Genomic DNA, 17,511 nt, shown 5'->3' on the forward strand with positions numbered 1-17,511 from the left:
GTCAGGCCGCCAGCGCTTCTTCGCCGGTGCGCGCGGCGATCACCTTGCCGGCCAGGAACTCGGCGTCGCGCGCGATGCCGGAGAAGCGGCCCGAGCCCCAGGTGTGCAGCCACGGCAGGCCGAGGAAGTACAGGCCGGCCTGCGCGGTGACGCCGCGCACGTGGCCGGGATAGCCGCGGCCGTTGAAGACCGGCACTTCCAGCCAGCTGAAGTCCGGGCGGAAGCCGATGCACCAGATGATGCTGCCGATGCCGGCGCTGCCCAGGTCCAGCGCGGTGCGCTCGCCGGCGGGCCGCCACACCGGCTCGTAGACGCTGGCCGGCGGCGCCGCGATGCCTTGCTTCTCGATGTACTTGTCGATGCCGGCGTTGATGCGGTTGTAGGTGTCGTCGGCGTCCTGCAGGTTGGCCGCCAGGTTGGGCGCGAAGCGCAGGTGGCCGTCGCGGTAGTCGTCCAGCACGCCGTACAGTTCCATGCCTTCGCTGGCGAACTTGCGCAGGTCGATGTCGCGCCCGCCGTCGCGCCCGGTCACGTAGTGGTTGGTGTTGTCGCGCACGCCTTCGCGCAGCGGGTGCTCTTCCACCGGCATGTCGTAGTACTGCATGTCGGCCAGCCAGTCCACCACGTCGCGGCCGCGGTAGAAGCGCGCGCAGCGCGGCGCCTCGCCCACCGCCAGGTAGACCTTGCGCCCGGCCAGGTGCAGGTCTTCGGCGATCTGCGCGCCGGACTGGCCGGAGCCCACCACCAGCACCGCGCCTTCGGGCAGCGCCTGCGGGTTGCGGTACTCGGACGACTGGATCTGGCGGATGCCGGCCGGCAGCCGCTCGGCCATGCGCGGCACGATCGGCGCGTGATAGCCGCCCGAGGCCACCACCACCTGGTCGGCGGTGAAGTCGCCGTTCGAGGTGAAGACCTCGTAGCCGCCGTGCTCGCGCGGCCTGACGCGGCGCACCTCGGTGTGCTCGAGCACCGGCGCGTCGACCATGCGGATGAAACCGTCGAGATAGGCCTCGATCTCGTCCTTCTTCATGAAGCCGTGGGGGTCGCTGCCCCGGTACGGGTAGCCGGGCAGCGCGCATTGCCAGTTGGGCGTGACCAGGCAGAACGCATCCCAGCGCTGGTTGCGCCAGGTGTGGGTGATGGTGTGCTTTTCGATCACGAGGTGGTCGATCCTGGCCTGCTGCAGGTAGTAGCTCATGGACAGGCCTGCCTGGCCGCCCCCGACCACGATCACGCTGTAGTGCTTGGCGGCTGCCCCGCCGGGTTGGCTTGCGCCGAGAGTATTGGACATGATGGTTCCTTCGTAGATAGCGGTGATGCGCGAATGACTGGCGTGCTGCCCGGGCCGCGCTAGCGCCCGAAGCCGAGCACGCGCACGGTGGCGTCCGGCTGGGCGCTCCACCTGGCGGCGGTGTTTTCGATCTGCTCGAGCTGGTCCATCGCCGAGGAGCAGGCGTAGCCGTACTTGGCCCGCACGCGCTCGGAGGCGCTGCCCAGCGCCTGGCGCGCGCGCGCGAGGAAGTCCTCGAGCGGATAGTCCTGCCCGGCGGCGAAATACTCGGTGACGACCGACGAGGGCGAGTAGCAGGTGGCCTGGCTGTTGTCCGGCCATTGCACCCGGAAATGCGTGACGGGCATGGGTAGTCCTTATGCGGTAAGCGGTTCCGTGCCGCGCGGCACGATGAAGGCGTCGCTGGCGAAGTCCCACAGCACGGCGCGCTCGCCGTGCCGCTCGACCCGCACCGTGCGCGTGGCATCGATGGCGCCGATGTCCGCGCACGCGATGCCGCGCGCGCGGAAGCGCGCGCCCACGGCTTCCACGTCCTGCTCGTCCACGGCCAGCAGGAAACCGAAGCTGGGGAAGGCGCTCAGCCAGCGCTGCGGGTCCACGCCGGGCGGGGCGGGGATGCGCGCGAGGTCGATGACGGCGCCCACGCCGGAGCACTCCAGCAGCATCAGCGCGGTGCCGAGCGTGCCGGCCATGCTGATGTCCTTGGCGGCGGCGCACAGGCCGTCCTCGGCCAGCGCCGGCAGGATCTCCAGGTCGCCGCGCAGGCGCTGGGCGGGCGCCTCGGTGGAGGCGTTCCAGTACGGATACGGCTCGACGAAGGCGCCGCGCAGGTCCACCGCCATCAGCAGGCGCTGGCCGGGACGCGCGGCGAAGCTGGAGAGCAGGCGCGTGGCGCGCCCGAGGATGGCCACCGCGAGCTGGGCCTGGTCGGCGCGGGCGTTGCTGTGCCCGCCCACGATCGGCACGCCGTAGCGCGAGGCCGCCGCCGCCATGCCCTTGAAGACCTCGGCGGCATCGTCCACGCCCTGGCTCCAGATCGCGTCGACCACCGCCAGCGGGCGCCCGCCCATCGCGCACACGTCGCTGATGTTGACCATCACCGCGCTGTAGCCGGCGAACCACGGCATGGTGCGGATGAAGTCGCTGACCATGCCTTCGATGGCGAACAGCAGGTAGCCGCCGCCGTCGGCGATGGCGGCGCAGTCGTCGCCCACGGCCACGGCCTGGTCGAGGTCGCGCGCGCCGCCGGGCAGGGCGCTGCCGAGCGAGGACAGCATGCCGGCGATGTCGGTCTTGTGGCCGAAGCCGCGGCTGGCGCGCTGCGCGCGCACGAGTTCGTCGAGCGTCATCGCGCGGCCCTGCCTTCGGCGACGAAGCCTTCGCGCGGCGTGTGGCAGGGCGGATACATGTTCAGGTCCGCCTGCATCAGGTGATGCGGATGGCCGAGCAGCGTTTCTTCCGACAGCACGCTCCAGTGCAGGCGCCGGAACAGCGGCACGTTCTGGCTCTGCACGTGGGCCAGGAAGCGCTGGCAGCCCAGCGCGTTGGCGCTGCTCACGGCCAGGCGGATCAGCGTGGCGCCGATCTTGCCGTGGCGGCGGAAGGCCGCGTCCACCGCCAGGCGCGAGCCGAACCACACGCCGGGCTCGCTCTCGTGGATGCGCACGGTGCCGACCACCTGCTCCGGCTGGCCGGGCCGGGATACCACGGCCACCAGCAGCTGGGCCACGTCGTCGACGGCATCGCGGTCGTCGCCGGCGAAGATGCCCTGCTCGTCGCAGAACACCGCGCGCCGCAGGCGGTAGGCCTGCTCGCTTTCCCAGGCCGCGTCGGCCCAGCGCACGCGCAGGACCTCGGCGGCCGGCACTTCGACGCAGAGATCGGCTTTCATGCTGCCAGCCCTTCGTAGGACGACAGCGACGAGCAGGCGCCGCACTTGCCGCAGCCGGCCTTGATGTCGGCCGAGCGCATGCCGGCCGCGGCGACCATCGCGCCGAGCGGCTGCAGCACCGACTTCATGAACTCGGGCGTGGGCGCCGGGTGGTCTTCCAGCGGCGTGCCGGAGATCGGCACGAACGGCACCACGAACGGATAGACGCCGAGGTCGAGCAGCTCGCGCGAGATCGACAGGATGGCCTCGGCGGTGTCGCCCAGGCCGGCGAGGATATAGGTGCTGACCTGGCCGCGGCCGAACACCGCCACCGCGGCCTTGAACGACTCCATGTAGCGGGACAGAGGCACCGAGGCCTTGCCCGGCATGATGCGCTCGCGCACCGACGGCGTGACCACTTCCAGGTGCATGCCGAGCGTGTCGATGCCGGCCGCGCGCATGCGGCTGAACCAGCGGTCGTCGTCGGGCGGCTCGCACTGCGCCTGGATCGGCAGGTCGACCGCGGCGCGGATGGCGAACGCGCTGTCGCACAGGATGCTGGCGCCGCGGTCCGGCGTGGGCGGCGTGCCGGTGGTCAGCACCATGTGCTTGACGCCGTCGAGCAGCACCGCGGCGCGCGCCACCTCGGCCAGTTGCTCGGGCGTCTTGCGGGCGATGGTGCGGCCGGCCGCCAGCGACTGCCCGATCGAGCAGAACTTGCAGGTCTTGCGCCGGCTTTCGTAGCGGATGCAGGTCTGCAGCACCGTGGTGGCCAGCACGTCGGCGCCGTGCAGCGTGGCGATGTGCGAGTAGGGCACGCCTTCCATCGTCTGCATGGCGTAGAAACGCGGTGTCCTGGGAAAGCTGATGCTGGCGATCGGGATGGTGCCGCGCGTGAGCCTGACCGCGCCGCTCGCGTCGGGCGCGGAGGCGACGAACGGCGAATCCCAGGCCGTGCTGGTATGCACCGGCACCATGATGGTCACGCCGTCGATGGTCACCGCCTTGTGGTCCGACGGGCCCGCGCCGCCGCGACGGCTGGCCGCCCCCGCGCGCGGGTCTTCCAGGCGCATGCCGACGGATTGAAGCTCAGTCATCAACTGCCGGCTCGAGGCCGGCGTCGTCTCGCTGGAGTGCATGTTGGGGGCTCCCGTTGAAGTTGGCGAATGCGGTGCTCATGGCCGAGACCGTGGTGGCCGGCCGGTCGTTGATGGCGAGGCTCAGCAGCTCGGGGCGCGCGTAGTGCCCCACCGAGTCCATCATGCGTTTGCGCTTGGTGATGAGCGACATGTCCAGGTCGGCGATCACCAGGCCTTCGCCCTCGCGCAGCGGCGTGGCGAGGTGCTTGCCCTCGGGCGAGATGATCGCGGTGTTGCAGCCGCCGCGCAGGGCCTTCTGCAGCTCCGGGTCGGTGGTCACGGAGGCGATCTGCTGCTCGGTCAGCCAGCCGGTGGCGTTGACCACGAAGCAGCCCGATTCCAGCGCGTGGTGGCGGATGGTGACTTCGATCTGGTCGGCGAAGACCGGGCCCACCAGCGAGCCCGGGAACTGGCTGCAGTGGATTTCCTCGTGCTGGGTCATCAGCGCGTAGCGCGCCAGCGGGTTGTAGTGCTCCCAGCAGGCCAGCGCGCCCACGCGGCCGACGGCGGTGTCGGCGACCTTGAGGCCGGCGGCGTCGCCCTGGCCCCAGATCATGCGTTCGTGGTAGGTGGGGGTGATCTTGCGGCGCTTGAGCACGAGGCGGCCGTCGGCGTCGAAGATCAGCTGGGTGTTGTAGATGGTGCCGTGGTCGCGCTCGTTGACGCCGAGCACCACCACCATGCCGTGCCGGCGCGCGCGCTCGGCGACGGCGTGCGTGACCGGGCCGGGTACCACCACGGCTTGCTCGTACAGGCGCATGTGGTCGGCGCCGGCCTGCACCGGCGGCCGCACGAAGGAAAAATACGGGTAGTACGGCACGAAGGTCTCGGGGAAGACGATCAGTTGCACGCCCTCCAGGGCGGCCTTGTCGATCGCCTCGCAGACCTTGCCGAGCGTACCCTCGCCGTGTTCGAGGTCCGGGGAGATCTGGACCGCGGCTGCGCGCACGATGCGTTTCTGTGACATGGTGATACCCGCCTCTCTGTGCTTAAACCGTCCAGGTGTCGATGATCAGCGCGTTCTCCTTGCGGTGCAGGAGCTTGAGGTCGAGCACGTCGAGCGGGTTGATCGGGCGCACGCCTTCGATCAGCGAGGCTTCGCCGTGGCCGTACAGCGCCTGCAGCGCGAAGCGGCAGGCGTAGACCTTGCCGCCTTCGTCCATGAACTTGGTGAGCTGCTTGTTGAAGTTCAGGTGGCCCGGGAAGGCTTCGTCGCCCAGCGTGGGGAAGCCGCGCTGCAGGCCCAGCGTGACGCCCGGGCCATACAGCAGGATCGAGGTCTCGAAGCCCTTGCGCTGCAGGCGGGTGGCCTGCAGCATGTTGACGAAGCCGATCGAGCCTTCGAAGGCCACGGTGTGGAAGGTCACCAGCGCCTTCTCGCCCGGCTCGGCCTTCACGTCCTCGAAGACCTTCTCTTCGTAGTCGACCAGGAAATCGCCCTTCTTGTGGGCCGGTTTGTTCACTGCGGGCATGTTTTTGCTCCAATTCGTTGGGGTTCAGTCGATCAAGCGATCCGTCGATCGATCGATCGGCCGGGGGGCCGACGTGGAACCTTGTGCAACCGGTATGCCATCCGCGCGGCATGGCCATGCGATCAATCTGCGATCTGGCAGGCGCAGCCGCATTGATCGCATCAGTGATCGGCAGCGATTCGCGCGCGGCGAGTACCGCGATTGCCACCTCGCGGCCATGCGCCGGCTGGCCGGAATGCACCGCGGCGCGGCCAGCGGGGCGATCGCATGCGCTCAATCGGTGCAATCAGGCTCGTTCACGCACCATCATGCTGCGCGAATTGATGCAATCAATATTGCTTGGGAAAAGCAATCGCTTGGTGCTAGCCTTGAGGCTCGAATCCAGCTACCGGAGCCCGCCTTGTCTGGCCTGACGAACCATTGGGAAAAGCGCATCGCAGAGAGTCCGAAGCCGGCCTATCTGATGATTCCCGACCTGATCGAGGAGGCGCTCGCCAGCGGCCGCCTCCAGGCGCGCGACCGGCTGCCCGCGCTGCGCGACCTCGCCGACGCGCTCAAGCTCAACTACACGACGGTGGCGCGCGGCTACAACGAGGCGCGCAAGCGCGGCCTGATCGACACCAAGGCCGGCAGCGGCACCTACGTGCGCGGGCGCGCGCCGGCGCTGCCGCTGCGCGCCGGCACCGGCGCCGAGATGACCATGAACATGCCGCCCGAGCCGCCGGCGCTGGCCGCGCGGCTGCGCGAGTCGATGACGCGCCTGATGGGCGCCACCGATCCGTACACGCTGCTGCGCTACCAGGACTTCGGCGGCACGCCGGCCGACCGCGCGGTGGCCACCGGCTGGCTGCGGCGGCTGGTGCCGGCCTGCAGCGCGGAGACCGTGCTGATCGCGCCCGGCATCCACAGCGCGCTGGTGGCGCTGCTGTCGCAGTTGTCCCGGCCGGGCCAGGCGATCTGCCTGGACACGCTGGCCTATCCCGGCATCAAGGCCATCGCCGCGCAGCTCGGCGTGCAGCTGCAGGCGCTGCCCGGCGACGAGGACGGCCCGCTCGCGCCGGCCTTCGAGGCGCTGTGCAAGACCCAGAAGCCGGCCGCGTTCTACTGCAACCCCACGCTGCAGAACCCGAGCACGCGCACGATCCCGCAGCGCCGCCGCGAGATCCTCGCCGACATCGCGCTGCGCTACAGCGTGCCGATCATCGAGGACGACGCCTACGGCATGCTGCCGCACAGCGTGCCCGATGCGTTCGCCACGCTGGCGCCGGAACTCACGTACTACGTGACCGGGCTGTCCAAGTGCTTCGGCGCGGGCCTGCGCATCGCCTTCATCCACGGCCCCAACGCGCGCCAGACCCAGCGCCTGGCCGGCACGCTGCGTGCCACCACGGTGATGGCCAGCCCGTTCAACACGCTGCTGGCCACCGCGTGGATCCAGGACGGCACCGTGGACGACATGCTCAAGGCGATCCGCGCCGAGAGCGTGGCGCGCCAGGCGATCGCGCAGCGCATCCTGGCGAGCCGGCCCTACGACGCCGATCCCGGCGGCTTCCACCTGTGGCTGCCGATCCCCGGCGAAAGCGTGTGGAGCCCGTCCGAGCTGGCGCTGCACCTGCGCTCGCGCAGCATCGGCGCGGTGTCCAGCGCGGCGTTCTCCACCGACGGCAACCCGCCCGACGCGGTGCGCATCTGCCTGGGCGGCCCGAGCGACCGCGACGAGGTGGAGGAATCCCTGCAGATCGTCGCCGACACGCTGGACGACCCGCACCACCTGCACTCGGCCATGCTCTGAGGCGGCGGCGCCGGTAGAATGTCCGGTGGCCGCGAAGGCCGGATTTTCCAGGGCAGCGAAGGCAACGACAGGGTGGACCGACTACTACAAGAGGGTTTTCTTCTGACCCGGCACTGGCGCGACACCGCGGCCGGCGCCGAGGTCGAGTTCTGGCTGGCGACCGACGACGGCCCGCGCCACGTCCGCCTGGCCCCGCAGCAATCGGTGGCCTTCATCCCGGCCGAGCACGGCGAGCGCGCCACGCAGGCGCTGCGCGGCGAGCGCGGCTTCGAGCTCAAGCCGCTGCCGCTGACCGACTTCCACCAGCGCCCGGTGCTGGGCCTGTACTGCCCGCAATACCGCCAGCTCGGCAAGCTGGAAAAGCTGCTGCGCGAATACGGCGTGGACGTCTACGAAGCCGACATCCGGCCCACCGACCGCTACCTGATGGAGCGCTTCATCAACGCGCCGGTGTGGTTCGGCGGCGAGCCGCCCGCGCCCGGCACCGCTGGCCCGCTGCTCAACGCCCAGATGAAACCCGCGCCGGACTACCGGCCGCGCCTGAAGCTGGTCTCGCTCGACATCGAGACCACCGCCCACGGCGAGCTGTACTCGATCGCGCTGGAAGGCTGCGGCCAGCGCCAGGTGTACATGCTCGGCCCGCCCAACGGCAACGCCGACGGCATCGATTTCGACCTCGAATATTGCGCCAGCCATGCCGACATGCTGGAGCGGCTGAACCAGTGGATGGCGCGCCACGACCCCGACGTCCTCATCGGCTGGAACGTGGTGCAGTTCGATTTGCGCGTGCTGCAGAAGCACGCCGACCGCTACCGCGTGCCGCTGCGCTTCGGGCGCGGCGGCGGCCTGCTGGAGTGGCGCGAGCACGGCTTCAAGCAGGAGCATTATTTCGCCTCCGCCGCCGGGCGCCTGATCGTCGACGGCATCGAGGCATTGCGCTCGGCCACCTGGAATTTCCCCTCGTTCAGCCTGGAAAGCGTGGCGCAGACGCTGCTCGGCGAAGGCAAGTCCATCGACAACCCGTACCAGCGCATGGCGGAGATCGACCGCCGCTTCGCCGAGGACAAGCCCGCGCTGGCGCGCTACAACCTCAAGGACTGCGAGCTGGTCACGCGCATCTTCGCCAGGACCGAGCTGCTGCACTTCCTGCTCGAGCGCGCCGCCGTCACCGGCCTCGCCGCCGACCGCAGCGGCGGTTCGGTGGCCGCGTTCAGCCACCTGTACATGCCGCTGATGCACCGCCAGGGCTACGTGGCGCCCAACCTCGGCGACGTGCCCGAGCAGGGCAGCCCCGGCGGCTTCGTCATGGACTCGCGGCCGGGCCTGTACGACTCGGTGCTGGTGCTCGACTACAAGAGCCTGTACCCGTCCATCATCCGCACCTTCCTGATCGATCCGGTCGGGCTGGTGGAAGGCATGCAGCATCCGTCCGACGCCGATTCGGTGCCGGGCTTCCGCGGCGCGCGCTTCTCGCGCGGCAAGCACAGCCTGCCGGCCATCGTCAGCCAGATCTGGCAGGAGCGCGAGGCCGCCAAGCGCCAGCGCAACCAGCCGCTGTCGCAGGCGCTCAAGATCATCATGAACGCCTTCTACGGCGTGCTGGGCTCGAGCGGCTGCCGCTTCTTCGACCCGCGCCTGGCCTCGTCGATCACCATGCGCGGCCACGAGATCATGCACCGCACGCGCGAACTGATCGAGGCGCGCGGCTACGAGGTCATCTACGGCGACACCGACTCCACCTTCGTCTGGCTCAGGCACCCGCACTCGGAGCGCGACGCGCAGCAGCTCGGCCGCGCGCTGGTCGAGCACGTCAACCAGTGGTGGCGCGGCCACCTGCGCGCGGCCTACGGACTCGAAAGCGCGCTGGAACTCGAATTCGACACCCACTACCACCGCTTCCTGATGCCCACCGTGCGCGGCGCCGAGCAGGGCAGCAAGAAGCGCTACGCCGGGCTGGTGACGGACGAGCACGGCAACGAGGAGATGGTGTTCAAGGGGCTGGAGACCGTGCGCACCGACTGGACCCCGCTGGCCCAGCGCTTCCAGCAGGAGCTCTACCAGCGCGTGTTCAAGAAGCAGCCCTACCGCGAATACGTGCAGGACTACGTGGCGCGCACGCTGGGCGGCGAGTTCGACGACCTGCTGGTCTACCGCAAGCGCCTGCGCCGGCCGCTGGAAGCCTACCAGCGCAACGTGCCGCCCCACGTGCGCGCCGCGCGCGCGGCCGACGAGTTCAACCAGCGCGAAGGGCGGCCGCTGCAATACCAGAACGGCGGCTGGATCAGCTACGTGATGACCACCGCCGGCCCCGAGCCGCTGGAGACGCGGCGCGGCGCGCTCGACTACGACCACTACCTGGAGCGCCAGCTGCAGCCGGTGGCGGACGCGATCCTGCCGTTTCTGGACGAGGATTTCTCAAGGCTGGTGACGGGGCAGCGGGATTTGTTCTGAGGCGGCGGAGAGAAGCCCGCGCACGGCTCAATGCGCCGCGGCCGCCGCGTCCGACATCGGCCCCTTCACCGGCCCTTTCACCGGCCGCGTGAGCCAGACCAGCGGCACGATCATCACGAAGATCACGCCCGAGATCCAGAAGATGTCGTTCAGGCCGAGCATGATCGCCTGCGCGTTGAGGCCGCGCTCGAAGTAGGCCACGGCCTGCTCGGGGCTGAAGTTGAGCGTGGACTGGATCGATGCGAGCGCGGCGTGGTAAAGCGGGCTGGTCGGGCTGGCCTGCTCGGCGAGCTGGCTGTGGTGCAGGACGCTGCGGTCGTTCCACGCCGTGCCGGCGATCGACGTGCCGGCGGCGCCGGCGAACACGCGCGCAAAGTTGGACAGGCCGGCGGCGGCGGGAATCTTTTCCGGGGGCAGGCCGGACAGGATGATGGAGGTCAGCGGCACGAAGAACAGCCCGGTGGGGATGCCCTGCAGCAGCGTCGGCAGCACCAGCGTCCACGTATCCACGCCGGTGGTGTAGTGCGAGCGCATGAAGAAGACGGCGGCGAAGCCGAGGAAGGCGGCGGTGGCCCACACGCGCAGGTCGAGCCGGGGCAGGCACTTGCCAAGCACCGGCGTAAGCAGCACGGCGAAGATGCCCAGCGGCGCGGTGGCCAGCCCGGCGTTGACGGCCGGGTAGTTCAGGTACTGCTGCATCCATTGCGGCAGCAGCACGAGGTTGGCGAAGAACACCGCGTAGGCGACCGAGATGGCGACGGTGCCGCCGAGGAAGTTGCGGCGCTTGAACAGGCGCAGGTCGATCACGGGGTTCTTCTCGGTCAGTTCCCAGATCACGAAGAAGGCGAAGCCGAGCAGGGCCACCACCGCGAGCGTGACGATCACCGGCGAGCTGAACCAGTCGAGGTCCTTGCCCTTGTCGAGCATGATCTGCAGCGCGGCGACCCACAGCACCAGCGCGCCCAGGCCGACCACGTCGATCGGCAGCTTGCGCGGCGGGGTCTCGCGGTCGCGGTAGATGGCCCAGGTCACGGCGGCGGCGAACAGGCCGACCGGGATGTTGATGTAGAAGATCCACGACCACGAGTAGCTGTCGGTCATCCAGCCGCCCAGCGCGGGGCCGGCGATGGGGCCCACGGTGGCGGTCATGGCCCACAGCGCGAGCGCGGTGGTGCTTTTTTCCTTGGGATACGAGCCGAGCAGGATGGCCTGCGAGAGCGGCACCAGCGGGCCGGCCACGGCGCCTTGCAGGATGCGCGCGGCCAGCAGCACGGTGAGGTTGGGCGCCATGCCGCACAGCCACGACGACAGCACGAACAGCAGGATGGCGCCCACGAACAGGCGGATCTGGCCGACGCGCTGGGTCAGCCAGCCGGTCAGCGGGATCGACACCGCGTTGGCCGCGGCGAACAGCGTGATGACCCACGTGCCTTCGTCGATGGAGACGCCGAGATTGCCGGAGATGGTGGGAATGGCCACGTTGGCGATCGACGAATCGAGCACGTTCATGAAGGTGGCCAGCGCCACCGCGAAAGTGGCCAGCACGAGCTTGCCGCCGGTCAGCGGCGGCGGTGGGGCGAGAGGTTGGGATTGGGCTTGCATGGGGCGCTCCGGCGCGGTCTCGGTGGATGCCGGCGGCTGGCCGGCATCTGCTGATAAGTCAGATCGTTGCTCAAAAAAAAGATCAGGCGCCTGCGCCGGGTTTCGCCGAGCGCGCCGCCTGCGTGGCCTGCGCGCCGGGGCCGCTACCGCCGTTGCTGCCGCTGTTCTGCGCCACGATGCGCGCGATCTCGCCGTCGGCTTCCGCGCCGTAGCGTTCGAACACGTCGGTCTTGTAGACGGTGCGGTAGCCGGTGCCGGCGCCGTCCGCGGCGGGCGCGAGATGCGAGCCGCCGGCGTTGCGGGTGTCGACGTCCACCTGCATCGACAGGCCGATCTGCAGCGGGTGCGCGCGCAGTTCCGCCGCATCGAGCGCGATGCGCACGGGCAAGCGCTGCACCACCTTGATCCAGTTGCCGGTGGCGTTCTGCGCGGGCAGCGCCGAGAACGCGCTGCCGGTGCCGGCGGAGAAGCCGACCACCTTGCCGTGGTAGGTCACGCCGCTGCCGTACAGGTCGGCGTGCAGCGCCACCGGCTGGCCGATGCGGATGTTCTTGAGCTGCACTTCCTTGAAATTGGCGTCGATCCACACGCCGTCGAGCGGCACGATGGCCATCAGCGGGTTGCCGGGCGCGACGCGCTGGCCTACCTGCACCGAGCGGCGCGCCACGTAGCCGGCCACGGGCGCCGGCAGGCTGTTGCGCGCGTTGGCGAGGTAGGCGTCGCGCACTCTGGCCGCGGCGGCCTGCACGCTGGGGTGGCTCGACACGCTGGCCTGGTCGGTCAGCGCGCGGTTGGCGGCGAGCTGCTGGCGCGCGGTCTCGAGCGCGGCGGCGGCGGTCTTGACGGCATCGCGCGCGTGCGCCACGTCTTCGGCGGCCACGGCGCCGCTCTCGCTGACCTCGGTGCGGCGGCGCAGGTCGTCGCGGGCGCGCGCCAGGTCGGCCTCGCGCTGGGCGATGGTGGCGGCGAGCACGCCATTGTTGACGTAGAGCGCGCTGACCTGGCGCACGGTCTGGCCGAGCATGGCCTCGGCGTTGGCCAGCGCCACGCGGGCATCGGCCGCGTCGAGGCTGACCAGCGGCTCGCCGGCCTTGACGATCTGCGTGTCGTCGGCGTTGACCGCGATCACGGTGCCGGTGACTTGCGGCGTGATCTGGACCAGGTTGCCGTTGACGTAGGCGTCGTCGGTGTCTTCGTGGAAGCGGGCCACGGTGTAGTAGTAGGCGCCCCAGCCGGCGGCGGCCAGCGCGGCGGCGAGGCCGAGCACGGCCAGGGAGCGCCTGCGCGCGTTGGCCGCGGGCCGGGCCGCGGCTTGCGGGTTGTCTTGCCGGGGGCTGGGTTCGGTCTGGTTCTGGGTAGTCATGGCGGCACCTGTGTGCGGAAGTCGCGGTGAATGGGGTTGACGATTTGCGGTTGGGTGAGCGGCGGCGGCGGGCCGGTTCAGCGGGCCAGCGCCACCTGCGCGGCGCCGTCCGGCGTGTCGGCGTAGCCGCCGCCGAGCGCCGCGGCCAGCGCGATCTGGCGGTCGCGGCGGGCCATGCGCAGGTTGGCCACGGCCTGGGCGCTGGCCAGCGCGTTGGTCTGCGCGTTGAGCACGGTGAGCTGCGTGGTCAAGCCGGCCTTGTACTGCGCCAGGGCCAGCGCGAGCGCGCGCCGCGCGGCTTTGTCGCTGCGCACGGCGTTGGCGATCTGGGCGTCGGTGGCGCGGATGTCGGCGAGCTGCGTGGCGACGTCGGCCAGCGCGTTGACCAGCGTTTCGTTGTAGCTGGCCACGGCGAAGTCGAACTCGGCGTAGCGGCCCTTGAGCTGGGCGCGCAGCGCGCCGCCGTCGAAGATCGGCAGGTGGATGGCCGGGCCGGCCGCCACGGTGCCGCTGGCCGCGCGCAGGAAGCGGCCGAAGCCGAACGCGTCGAGGCCGATGGCGGCCGACAGGTTGATGTCCGGGTAGAACTCGGCCTTGGCCACCTTGATGTCGTGCAGGGTGGCGTCCACGCGCCAGCGCGCGGCCACGATGTCGGGGCGGCGCGAGACCAGGTCGGCGGGCAGGTTGTCGGGCAGGCGCACTTCGTCGCCGGCGCCCAGGCTCGGGCGGGCGATGGCCAGGCCGCGGTCCGGGCCCTGGCCGAGCAGCGCGCCGAGCTGGTAGCGGGTGCGCAGGATGCTGCCTTCCAGCGCCGAGACGGCGACCTCGCTGGTGGCGAGGTTGGCCTCGGCGGTGCGCTTCTCGACCTCGGTTTCCAGGCCCATCCGCACGCGGCCGTCGGTCAGGCGCAGCACGGCGGCGCGCTGGGCCACCTCGTCGCGGGCGATGTCGAGCAGCGCGTACAGGCGCGCCAGTTCGTTGTAGGCGCGCGCGACCGCGGTGCCGAGCGTGAGCCGGACCTGCTCCGACTCGGCCTCGCTGGCGCGCAGGGCGGACACCGACGCGCGCAGCGCTTCGCGGTTCTTGCCCCACAGGTCCAGTTCATAGCTGGCGCCCAGCACCGCCTTGTTCTCGGTCTGCCACGAGCCGCCATACGGCGGCGGCGTCATGGCGTTCGCGGAAAAGCGCTGGCGGTTCCACGAGTAGCCGAAGCCGACCTGCGGCAGCGTGCTGGCGTTGGCGCTTTCGCTGACCGCGGCGGCGGCGGCCACGCGCGCGCGGGCCTTGTCCAGCGAGGGGCTGCCCTGCAGCGCTTCGGCAAGCAGGGCCTTGAGCTGCGCGTCGCCGAACTGGCCGGCCCAGTCTGGCGACGGCCAGCGGCCTTGCGCGGTGGGGATGCTCTGCGTGGCGGCGTAGTCGCCGGCGCCGGCGATCTGCTTGTCGCTGTGGATGCCGGCGTAGTTGGCGCAGCCGGCCAGCGCGGCGACCATCAGCGCGGAGAGGGCGAGGCCGGCCGGGCGGGCAAGGCGGCGCAGGCGGCTGGCCGGATTTGTATGCTGATTTCTCATTTTCTGACCTATCAGTTAATTGGGCGAAAAAAAGCGGGCTCAGGCGCCTGCGAACTTGACCAGCAGCCGGCGGAACTCGGCGAACTCTTCGCGCGAGAACGCGGCGAGGCGGGCATTGAGCACGTCCGGCGCGATCTCCGCGGCGCGTTCGGTGACTTGCCGGCCCGCCCCGGTCAGCGCCAGGTTGACCACGCGGCGGTCGTCCAGGCTCCGGCTGCGGCACAGCAGTCCGCGGGTCTCGAGCTTGTCGAGCATGCGCGTCATCAGGCCGGTGTCCACGCCGAGCCGCCTGCACAGCCCGAACGGCGTGGCGTTGCCGTGGCGCATCGACAGCAGGATGGCCATCTGCTGGCTGTTGATGCCGAGGTCCTTCAGCGCGGCGTCCAGTTCTTCCATCAGGCCGTTGCGGGCGCGATTGAGGAAGTACCCGACGCTGTGGGTCAGCGGGTAAGTTTCCCTGGTGTAGTGGTTCACGGCTGCCTCCCGTTCTTGATTGATCGAACAGTAGCTGACATGTCAGATAAAGACAAGAGGAATTTGCGGGCGGAAGTTCGAGCCGGAAGGCAAGAGGCGGGAGCGGCGCGGTTCCCGCCTGCCTTGCCGGAGCGTTCGTGCGGGCAATTTCCTCCTGTCGGGGTAGGTCCGGGCCGCATGCGGTGACGGCAACGCGACTTGCGCCTGGCGGCCTTGAGCGTGCTCCCTGAGGGCGGGGCGGCGGCATCGGGCATGTGTGCCGCCTCACGCACGGCGGCAAGCGCGGTTACGATGTCGGCGACAACAACGGCGATCACAATCAAGGGAGTGCAGCGGTGGAACTCAATCTGCGGGACAAGCTCGTCATCGTCACGGGCGGCAGCAAAGGCATCGGGCTGGCATGCGCGCGGGCCTTCGCGCGCGAGGGCGCGCGCGTCGCCATCATCTCCAGGGACCCCGGCAACGTCGAGCGCGCGCTGGCCGGACTGGCGCAGGAGGGCATCCGGGCCGCCGGCTACGCGGCCAACCTGTCGGCGTACGAGGACGCGGCCAGGGTGGTGGCGACCATCGAGGACGAGCAGGGCGCGGTCGACGTGCTGATCAACAGCGCCGGCGCGGCCAAGCGCTACGAGCCGGAGGCGCTCGACGGCAATGCGCTGCGCGCGGGCATGGAGGACAAGTATTTTCCCGTCGCCAATGCGCAGGAGGCGGTGCTGGCGCGCATGCGGCCGCGCGGCAGGGGCGCCATCGTCAACATCATCGGCACCGGCGGCAAGATGCCGACCTCCACCCATCTCTCCGGCGGGGCGGCGAACGCGGCGCTGATGCTGTCCACGGTGGGCCACGCGGCGCACTATGCCGCGCTGGGCATCCGCATCAACGGCATCAATCCGGGCCACACGCTGACGGGGCGCGTCGAGCAGTCCCTCGCGCTAGAGGCCAAGCGGCTCGACATCAGCCGCGACGAGGCCTTCGCCCGCACCGCGGCCGACGTGCCGCTGGGCCGCTACGGCCGGCCCGAGGAGATCGCCGATGCGGCGCTGTTCCTCGCCAGCGAGCGCGCCAGCTACATCGTCGGCGCGATCCTGTCGGTCAACGGCGGGCGCGGCCCGGTGATCTGAAACCGCCGCCCAGGCGGAAGTCGCGCACGTAGGTGAAGCGTCCGGCCAGCTTGGCCGGCAGGTCCACGCGCGGCACGCCCTTGCCAACCAGCGCATGCGCGGCCGCGCCAGCCCGACGTCGGGCTCCTCGGCCACCATCTGCGCCAGCGCGATGCGCGCACCGGTGCCGAGGTCGACCTTGCCGCTGTACACCGTGCGCTGTACACCGTGATGCATGCGACCAGCCGCCGCGGGAACAGGAGCGGGGCGCGCGCATTTCCACGGCACGGAAATACCGGGTCGTTTTTGCCGGCACATCTCTTAAACTCGGCTGGCATCAAGGCATGCCGCAGCGACGGCACACGAGAAAAAAGGAGACATTGGCATGGCCCATATTTCTGGCCGCCGCCGGGCGCTGCTGCTGGCCGCGCCGGCGGCGCTCTGCGCAGGCTGGCTGCCGCGCGCCCACGCCACGGCGTACCCGGACAAGCCGGTGCGGCTGGTGGTGCCGTTCGCCGCGGGCGGTCCCGTGGACGGCATCGCGCGCATGCTGTCGCGCCAGATGGGCGGCGGGCTGGCGCAGCCGGTGGTGGTGGACAACCGGCCCGGCGCCGGCGGCGTCATCGGCCTGAGCGCCATCGCCAGCGCGCCGGCCGACGGCTACAGCATGGTGCTGTCGTCGATCCAGCTGGTGACGAATCCGGCGCTGATGCCGTCGCTGCCGTTCGTGGTCGAGCGGGATTTCGCGCCGGTGACGGTGGTCGGGTTCATCCCGCACGCGCTGGTGGTGCGCGGCGACTATCCGGCGCGCACGCTGCAGGATCTCGTCGCGATGGCGCGCAAGGCGCCGGGCTCGATGAACTACGGCTCGTCCGGCAACGGCACCTCGGCCCATCTGGCCGGCGCGATGTTCGCCGAGCGCGCCGGCATCCGCGCCGTGCACGCGCCGTACCGCGGCGCCTCGCCGGCGCTGACCGACCTGCTGGGCGGGCAGATCCAGTTCATGTTCCTCGACGTGCCGACCGCCTTGCCTTACCTGAAATCCGGCAAGCTGCGCGCACTGGCGCTGGCGCCCAGCAGCGGCGCCTCGGTGCTGCCCGACGTGCCGACCATCGCCGCCTCCGGTTATCCCGGCTTCGACATCCACGCGTGGTACGGCCTGCTGACGCGCACCGGCACGCCGCCCGAGATCCAGCAGCGGCTCTACCAGGAAACGCGCCGCGCCATCCAGAGCGAGGCAGGGCGGGCGTACCTGAAAGCGCAGGGCATCGAGCCCGGCGGCATGCCGCCGGCCGAGTTCGGCGCGCTGATCCGCGCGGACCTGGCAAGCTGGCGGGGCGTCGTCGAGCGCCTGCACATTTCTCTGTCCTGAGCCTTCCTCGGAGTTTC

General features: G+C 70.4%; 15 protein-coding genes. 4 read left to right on the forward strand and 11 right to left on the reverse strand.

The window, feature by feature from the left end; translation table 11 throughout:
• Window position 1 precedes the first annotated feature (1 nt).
• From ACWTPI_RS26765 to ACWTPI_RS26795, 7 genes are read right to left on the reverse strand one after another with little or no spacing between them, the layout of a single operon-like run.
• Entirely contained in the window at window positions 2–1,291 is a 1,290-nt protein-coding gene (locus tag ACWTPI_RS26765) for an MSMEG_0569 family flavin-dependent oxidoreductase (RefSeq protein ID WP_059411722.1), read from the reverse strand.
• A 59-nt stretch (window positions 1,292–1,350) separates the two neighbouring features.
• Window positions 1,351–1,638: an MSMEG_0570 family nitrogen starvation response protein gene (locus ACWTPI_RS26770; RefSeq protein WP_059411721.1), complete on the reverse strand. Its 288-nt coding sequence runs from the start codon at window positions 1,636–1,638 to the stop codon at window positions 1,351–1,353.
• 9 nt (window positions 1,639–1,647) lie between these two features.
• Window positions 1,648–2,640 (reverse strand): sll0787 family AIR synthase-like protein, encoded by a 993-nt coding sequence (locus ACWTPI_RS26775; RefSeq protein ID WP_454733230.1) that lies wholly within the window; start codon window positions 2,638–2,640, stop codon window positions 1,648–1,650.
• On the reverse strand, window positions 2,637–3,182 hold the full coding sequence (locus ACWTPI_RS26780) for an MSMEG_0567/Sll0786 family nitrogen starvation N-acetyltransferase (protein ID WP_020202498.1): 546 nt from the start codon (window positions 3,180–3,182) through the stop codon (window positions 2,637–2,639). The genes ACWTPI_RS26775 and ACWTPI_RS26780 overlap by 4 nt, the downstream gene beginning before the upstream one ends.
• Window positions 3,179–4,258, reverse strand: a complete 1,080-nt coding sequence (locus ACWTPI_RS26785) for an MSMEG_0568 family radical SAM protein (protein WP_454733231.1) — start codon at window positions 4,256–4,258, stop codon at window positions 3,179–3,181. The genes ACWTPI_RS26780 and ACWTPI_RS26785 overlap by 4 nt, the downstream gene beginning before the upstream one ends.
• Window positions 4,251–5,267 (reverse strand): Nit6803 family nitrilase, encoded by a 1,017-nt coding sequence (locus ACWTPI_RS26790; protein ID WP_020202500.1) that lies wholly within the window; start codon window positions 5,265–5,267, stop codon window positions 4,251–4,253. Before ACWTPI_RS26790 ends, ACWTPI_RS26785 begins: the two co-directional genes overlap by 8 nt.
• Window positions 5,268–5,289: 22 nt before the next feature.
• Complete coding sequence (locus ACWTPI_RS26795) at window positions 5,290–5,772, reverse strand: MSMEG_0572/Sll0783 family nitrogen starvation response protein (protein WP_020202501.1); 483 nt, start codon at window positions 5,770–5,772, stop codon at window positions 5,290–5,292.
• A gap of 400 nt (window positions 5,773–6,172) precedes the next feature.
• Here ACWTPI_RS26795 and ACWTPI_RS26800 point away from each other — a divergent pair, with 400 nt between their 5' ends.
• Together ACWTPI_RS26800 and ACWTPI_RS26805 are read left to right on the forward strand one after the other, a co-directional pair.
• Complete coding sequence (locus tag ACWTPI_RS26800) at window positions 6,173–7,564, forward strand: aminotransferase-like domain-containing protein (protein WP_454733232.1); 1,392 nt, start codon at window positions 6,173–6,175, stop codon at window positions 7,562–7,564.
• An 18-nt stretch (window positions 7,565–7,582) separates the two neighbouring features.
• A complete protein-coding gene (locus ACWTPI_RS26805) occupies window positions 7,583–10,015 on the forward strand; it encodes a DNA polymerase II (protein ID WP_454733233.1) in 2,433 nt (810 codons plus the stop codon).
• A 27-nt stretch (window positions 10,016–10,042) separates the two neighbouring features.
• Here ACWTPI_RS26805 and ACWTPI_RS26810 read toward each other — a convergent pair whose 3' ends face one another.
• The 4 genes from ACWTPI_RS26810 to ACWTPI_RS26825 all read right to left on the reverse strand — a co-directional run bounded on the left by ACWTPI_RS26810 (window position 10,043) and on the right by ACWTPI_RS26825 (window position 15,022).
• Window positions 10,043–11,617, reverse strand: coding sequence for a DHA2 family efflux MFS transporter permease subunit (locus tag ACWTPI_RS26810; RefSeq protein ID WP_454733234.1), 1,575 nt, complete (start codon window positions 11,615–11,617; stop codon window positions 10,043–10,045).
• Window positions 11,618–11,699: 82 nt separating this feature from the next.
• Window positions 11,700–12,980: an HlyD family secretion protein gene (locus ACWTPI_RS26815; protein WP_454733235.1), complete on the reverse strand. Its 1,281-nt coding sequence runs from the start codon at window positions 12,978–12,980 to the stop codon at window positions 11,700–11,702.
• A 77-nt stretch (window positions 12,981–13,057) separates the two neighbouring features.
• Complete coding sequence (locus ACWTPI_RS26820) at window positions 13,058–14,548, reverse strand: efflux transporter outer membrane subunit (protein ID WP_454733236.1); 1,491 nt, start codon at window positions 14,546–14,548, stop codon at window positions 13,058–13,060.
• 39 nt (window positions 14,549–14,587) lie between these two features.
• Window positions 14,588–15,022, reverse strand: coding sequence for a MarR family winged helix-turn-helix transcriptional regulator (locus ACWTPI_RS26825; protein WP_020202507.1), 435 nt, complete (start codon window positions 15,020–15,022; stop codon window positions 14,588–14,590).
• Between the two features lie 335 nt (window positions 15,023–15,357).
• Here ACWTPI_RS26825 and ACWTPI_RS26830 point away from each other — a divergent pair, with 335 nt between their 5' ends.
• On the forward strand, window positions 15,358–16,143 hold the full coding sequence (locus ACWTPI_RS26830) for an SDR family NAD(P)-dependent oxidoreductase (RefSeq protein WP_029043495.1): 786 nt from the start codon (window positions 15,358–15,360) through the stop codon (window positions 16,141–16,143).
• A gap of 364 nt (window positions 16,144–16,507) precedes the next feature.
• Window positions 16,508–17,494, forward strand: a complete 987-nt coding sequence (locus tag ACWTPI_RS26835; RefSeq protein ID WP_454733237.1) for a tripartite tricarboxylate transporter substrate binding protein — start codon at window positions 16,508–16,510, stop codon at window positions 17,492–17,494.
• Window positions 17,495–17,511: the final 17 nt, after the last annotated feature.

The sequence above is a fragment of the Cupriavidus ulmosensis genome (assembly GCF_977008105.1).

Excerpts from the sequence above, each read along its gene's own strand:
- ACWTPI_RS26805 (WP_454733233.1), top strand. The coding sequence starts at position 7,583 with ATGTCCGGTGGCCGCGAAGGCCGGATTTTCCAGGGCAGCGAAGGCAAC.
- ACWTPI_RS26790 (WP_020202500.1), bottom strand. The coding sequence starts at position 5,267 with ATGTCACAGAAACGCATCGTGCGCGCAGCCGCGGTCCAGATCTCCCCG.
- ACWTPI_RS26835 (WP_454733237.1), top strand. The coding sequence starts at position 16,508 with ATGGCCCATATTTCTGGCCGCCGCCGGGCGCTGCTGCTGGCCGCGCCG.
- ACWTPI_RS26815 (WP_454733235.1), bottom strand. The coding sequence starts at position 12,980 with ATGACTACCCAGAACCAGACCGAACCCAGCCCCCGGCAAGACAACCCG.
- ACWTPI_RS26785 (WP_454733231.1), bottom strand. The coding sequence starts at position 4,258 with ATGACTGAGCTTCAATCCGTCGGCATGCGCCTGGAAGACCCGCGCGCG.
- ACWTPI_RS26780 (WP_020202498.1), bottom strand. The coding sequence starts at position 3,182 with ATGAAAGCCGATCTCTGCGTCGAAGTGCCGGCCGCCGAGGTCCTGCGC.
- ACWTPI_RS26810 (WP_454733234.1), bottom strand. The coding sequence starts at position 11,617 with ATGCAAGCCCAATCCCAACCTCTCGCCCCACCGCCGCCGCTGACCGGC.
- ACWTPI_RS26765 (WP_059411722.1), bottom strand. The coding sequence starts at position 1,291 with ATGTCCAATACTCTCGGCGCAAGCCAACCCGGCGGGGCAGCCGCCAAG.
- ACWTPI_RS26795 (WP_020202501.1), bottom strand. The coding sequence starts at position 5,772 with ATGCCCGCAGTGAACAAACCGGCCCACAAGAAGGGCGATTTCCTGGTC.
- ACWTPI_RS26820 (WP_454733236.1), bottom strand. The coding sequence starts at position 14,548 with ATGAGAAATCAGCATACAAATCCGGCCAGCCGCCTGCGCCGCCTTGCC.
- ACWTPI_RS26770 (WP_059411721.1), bottom strand. The coding sequence starts at position 1,638 with ATGCCCGTCACGCATTTCCGGGTGCAATGGCCGGACAACAGCCAGGCC.
- ACWTPI_RS26775 (WP_454733230.1), bottom strand. The coding sequence starts at position 2,640 with ATGACGCTCGACGAACTCGTGCGCGCGCAGCGCGCCAGCCGCGGCTTC.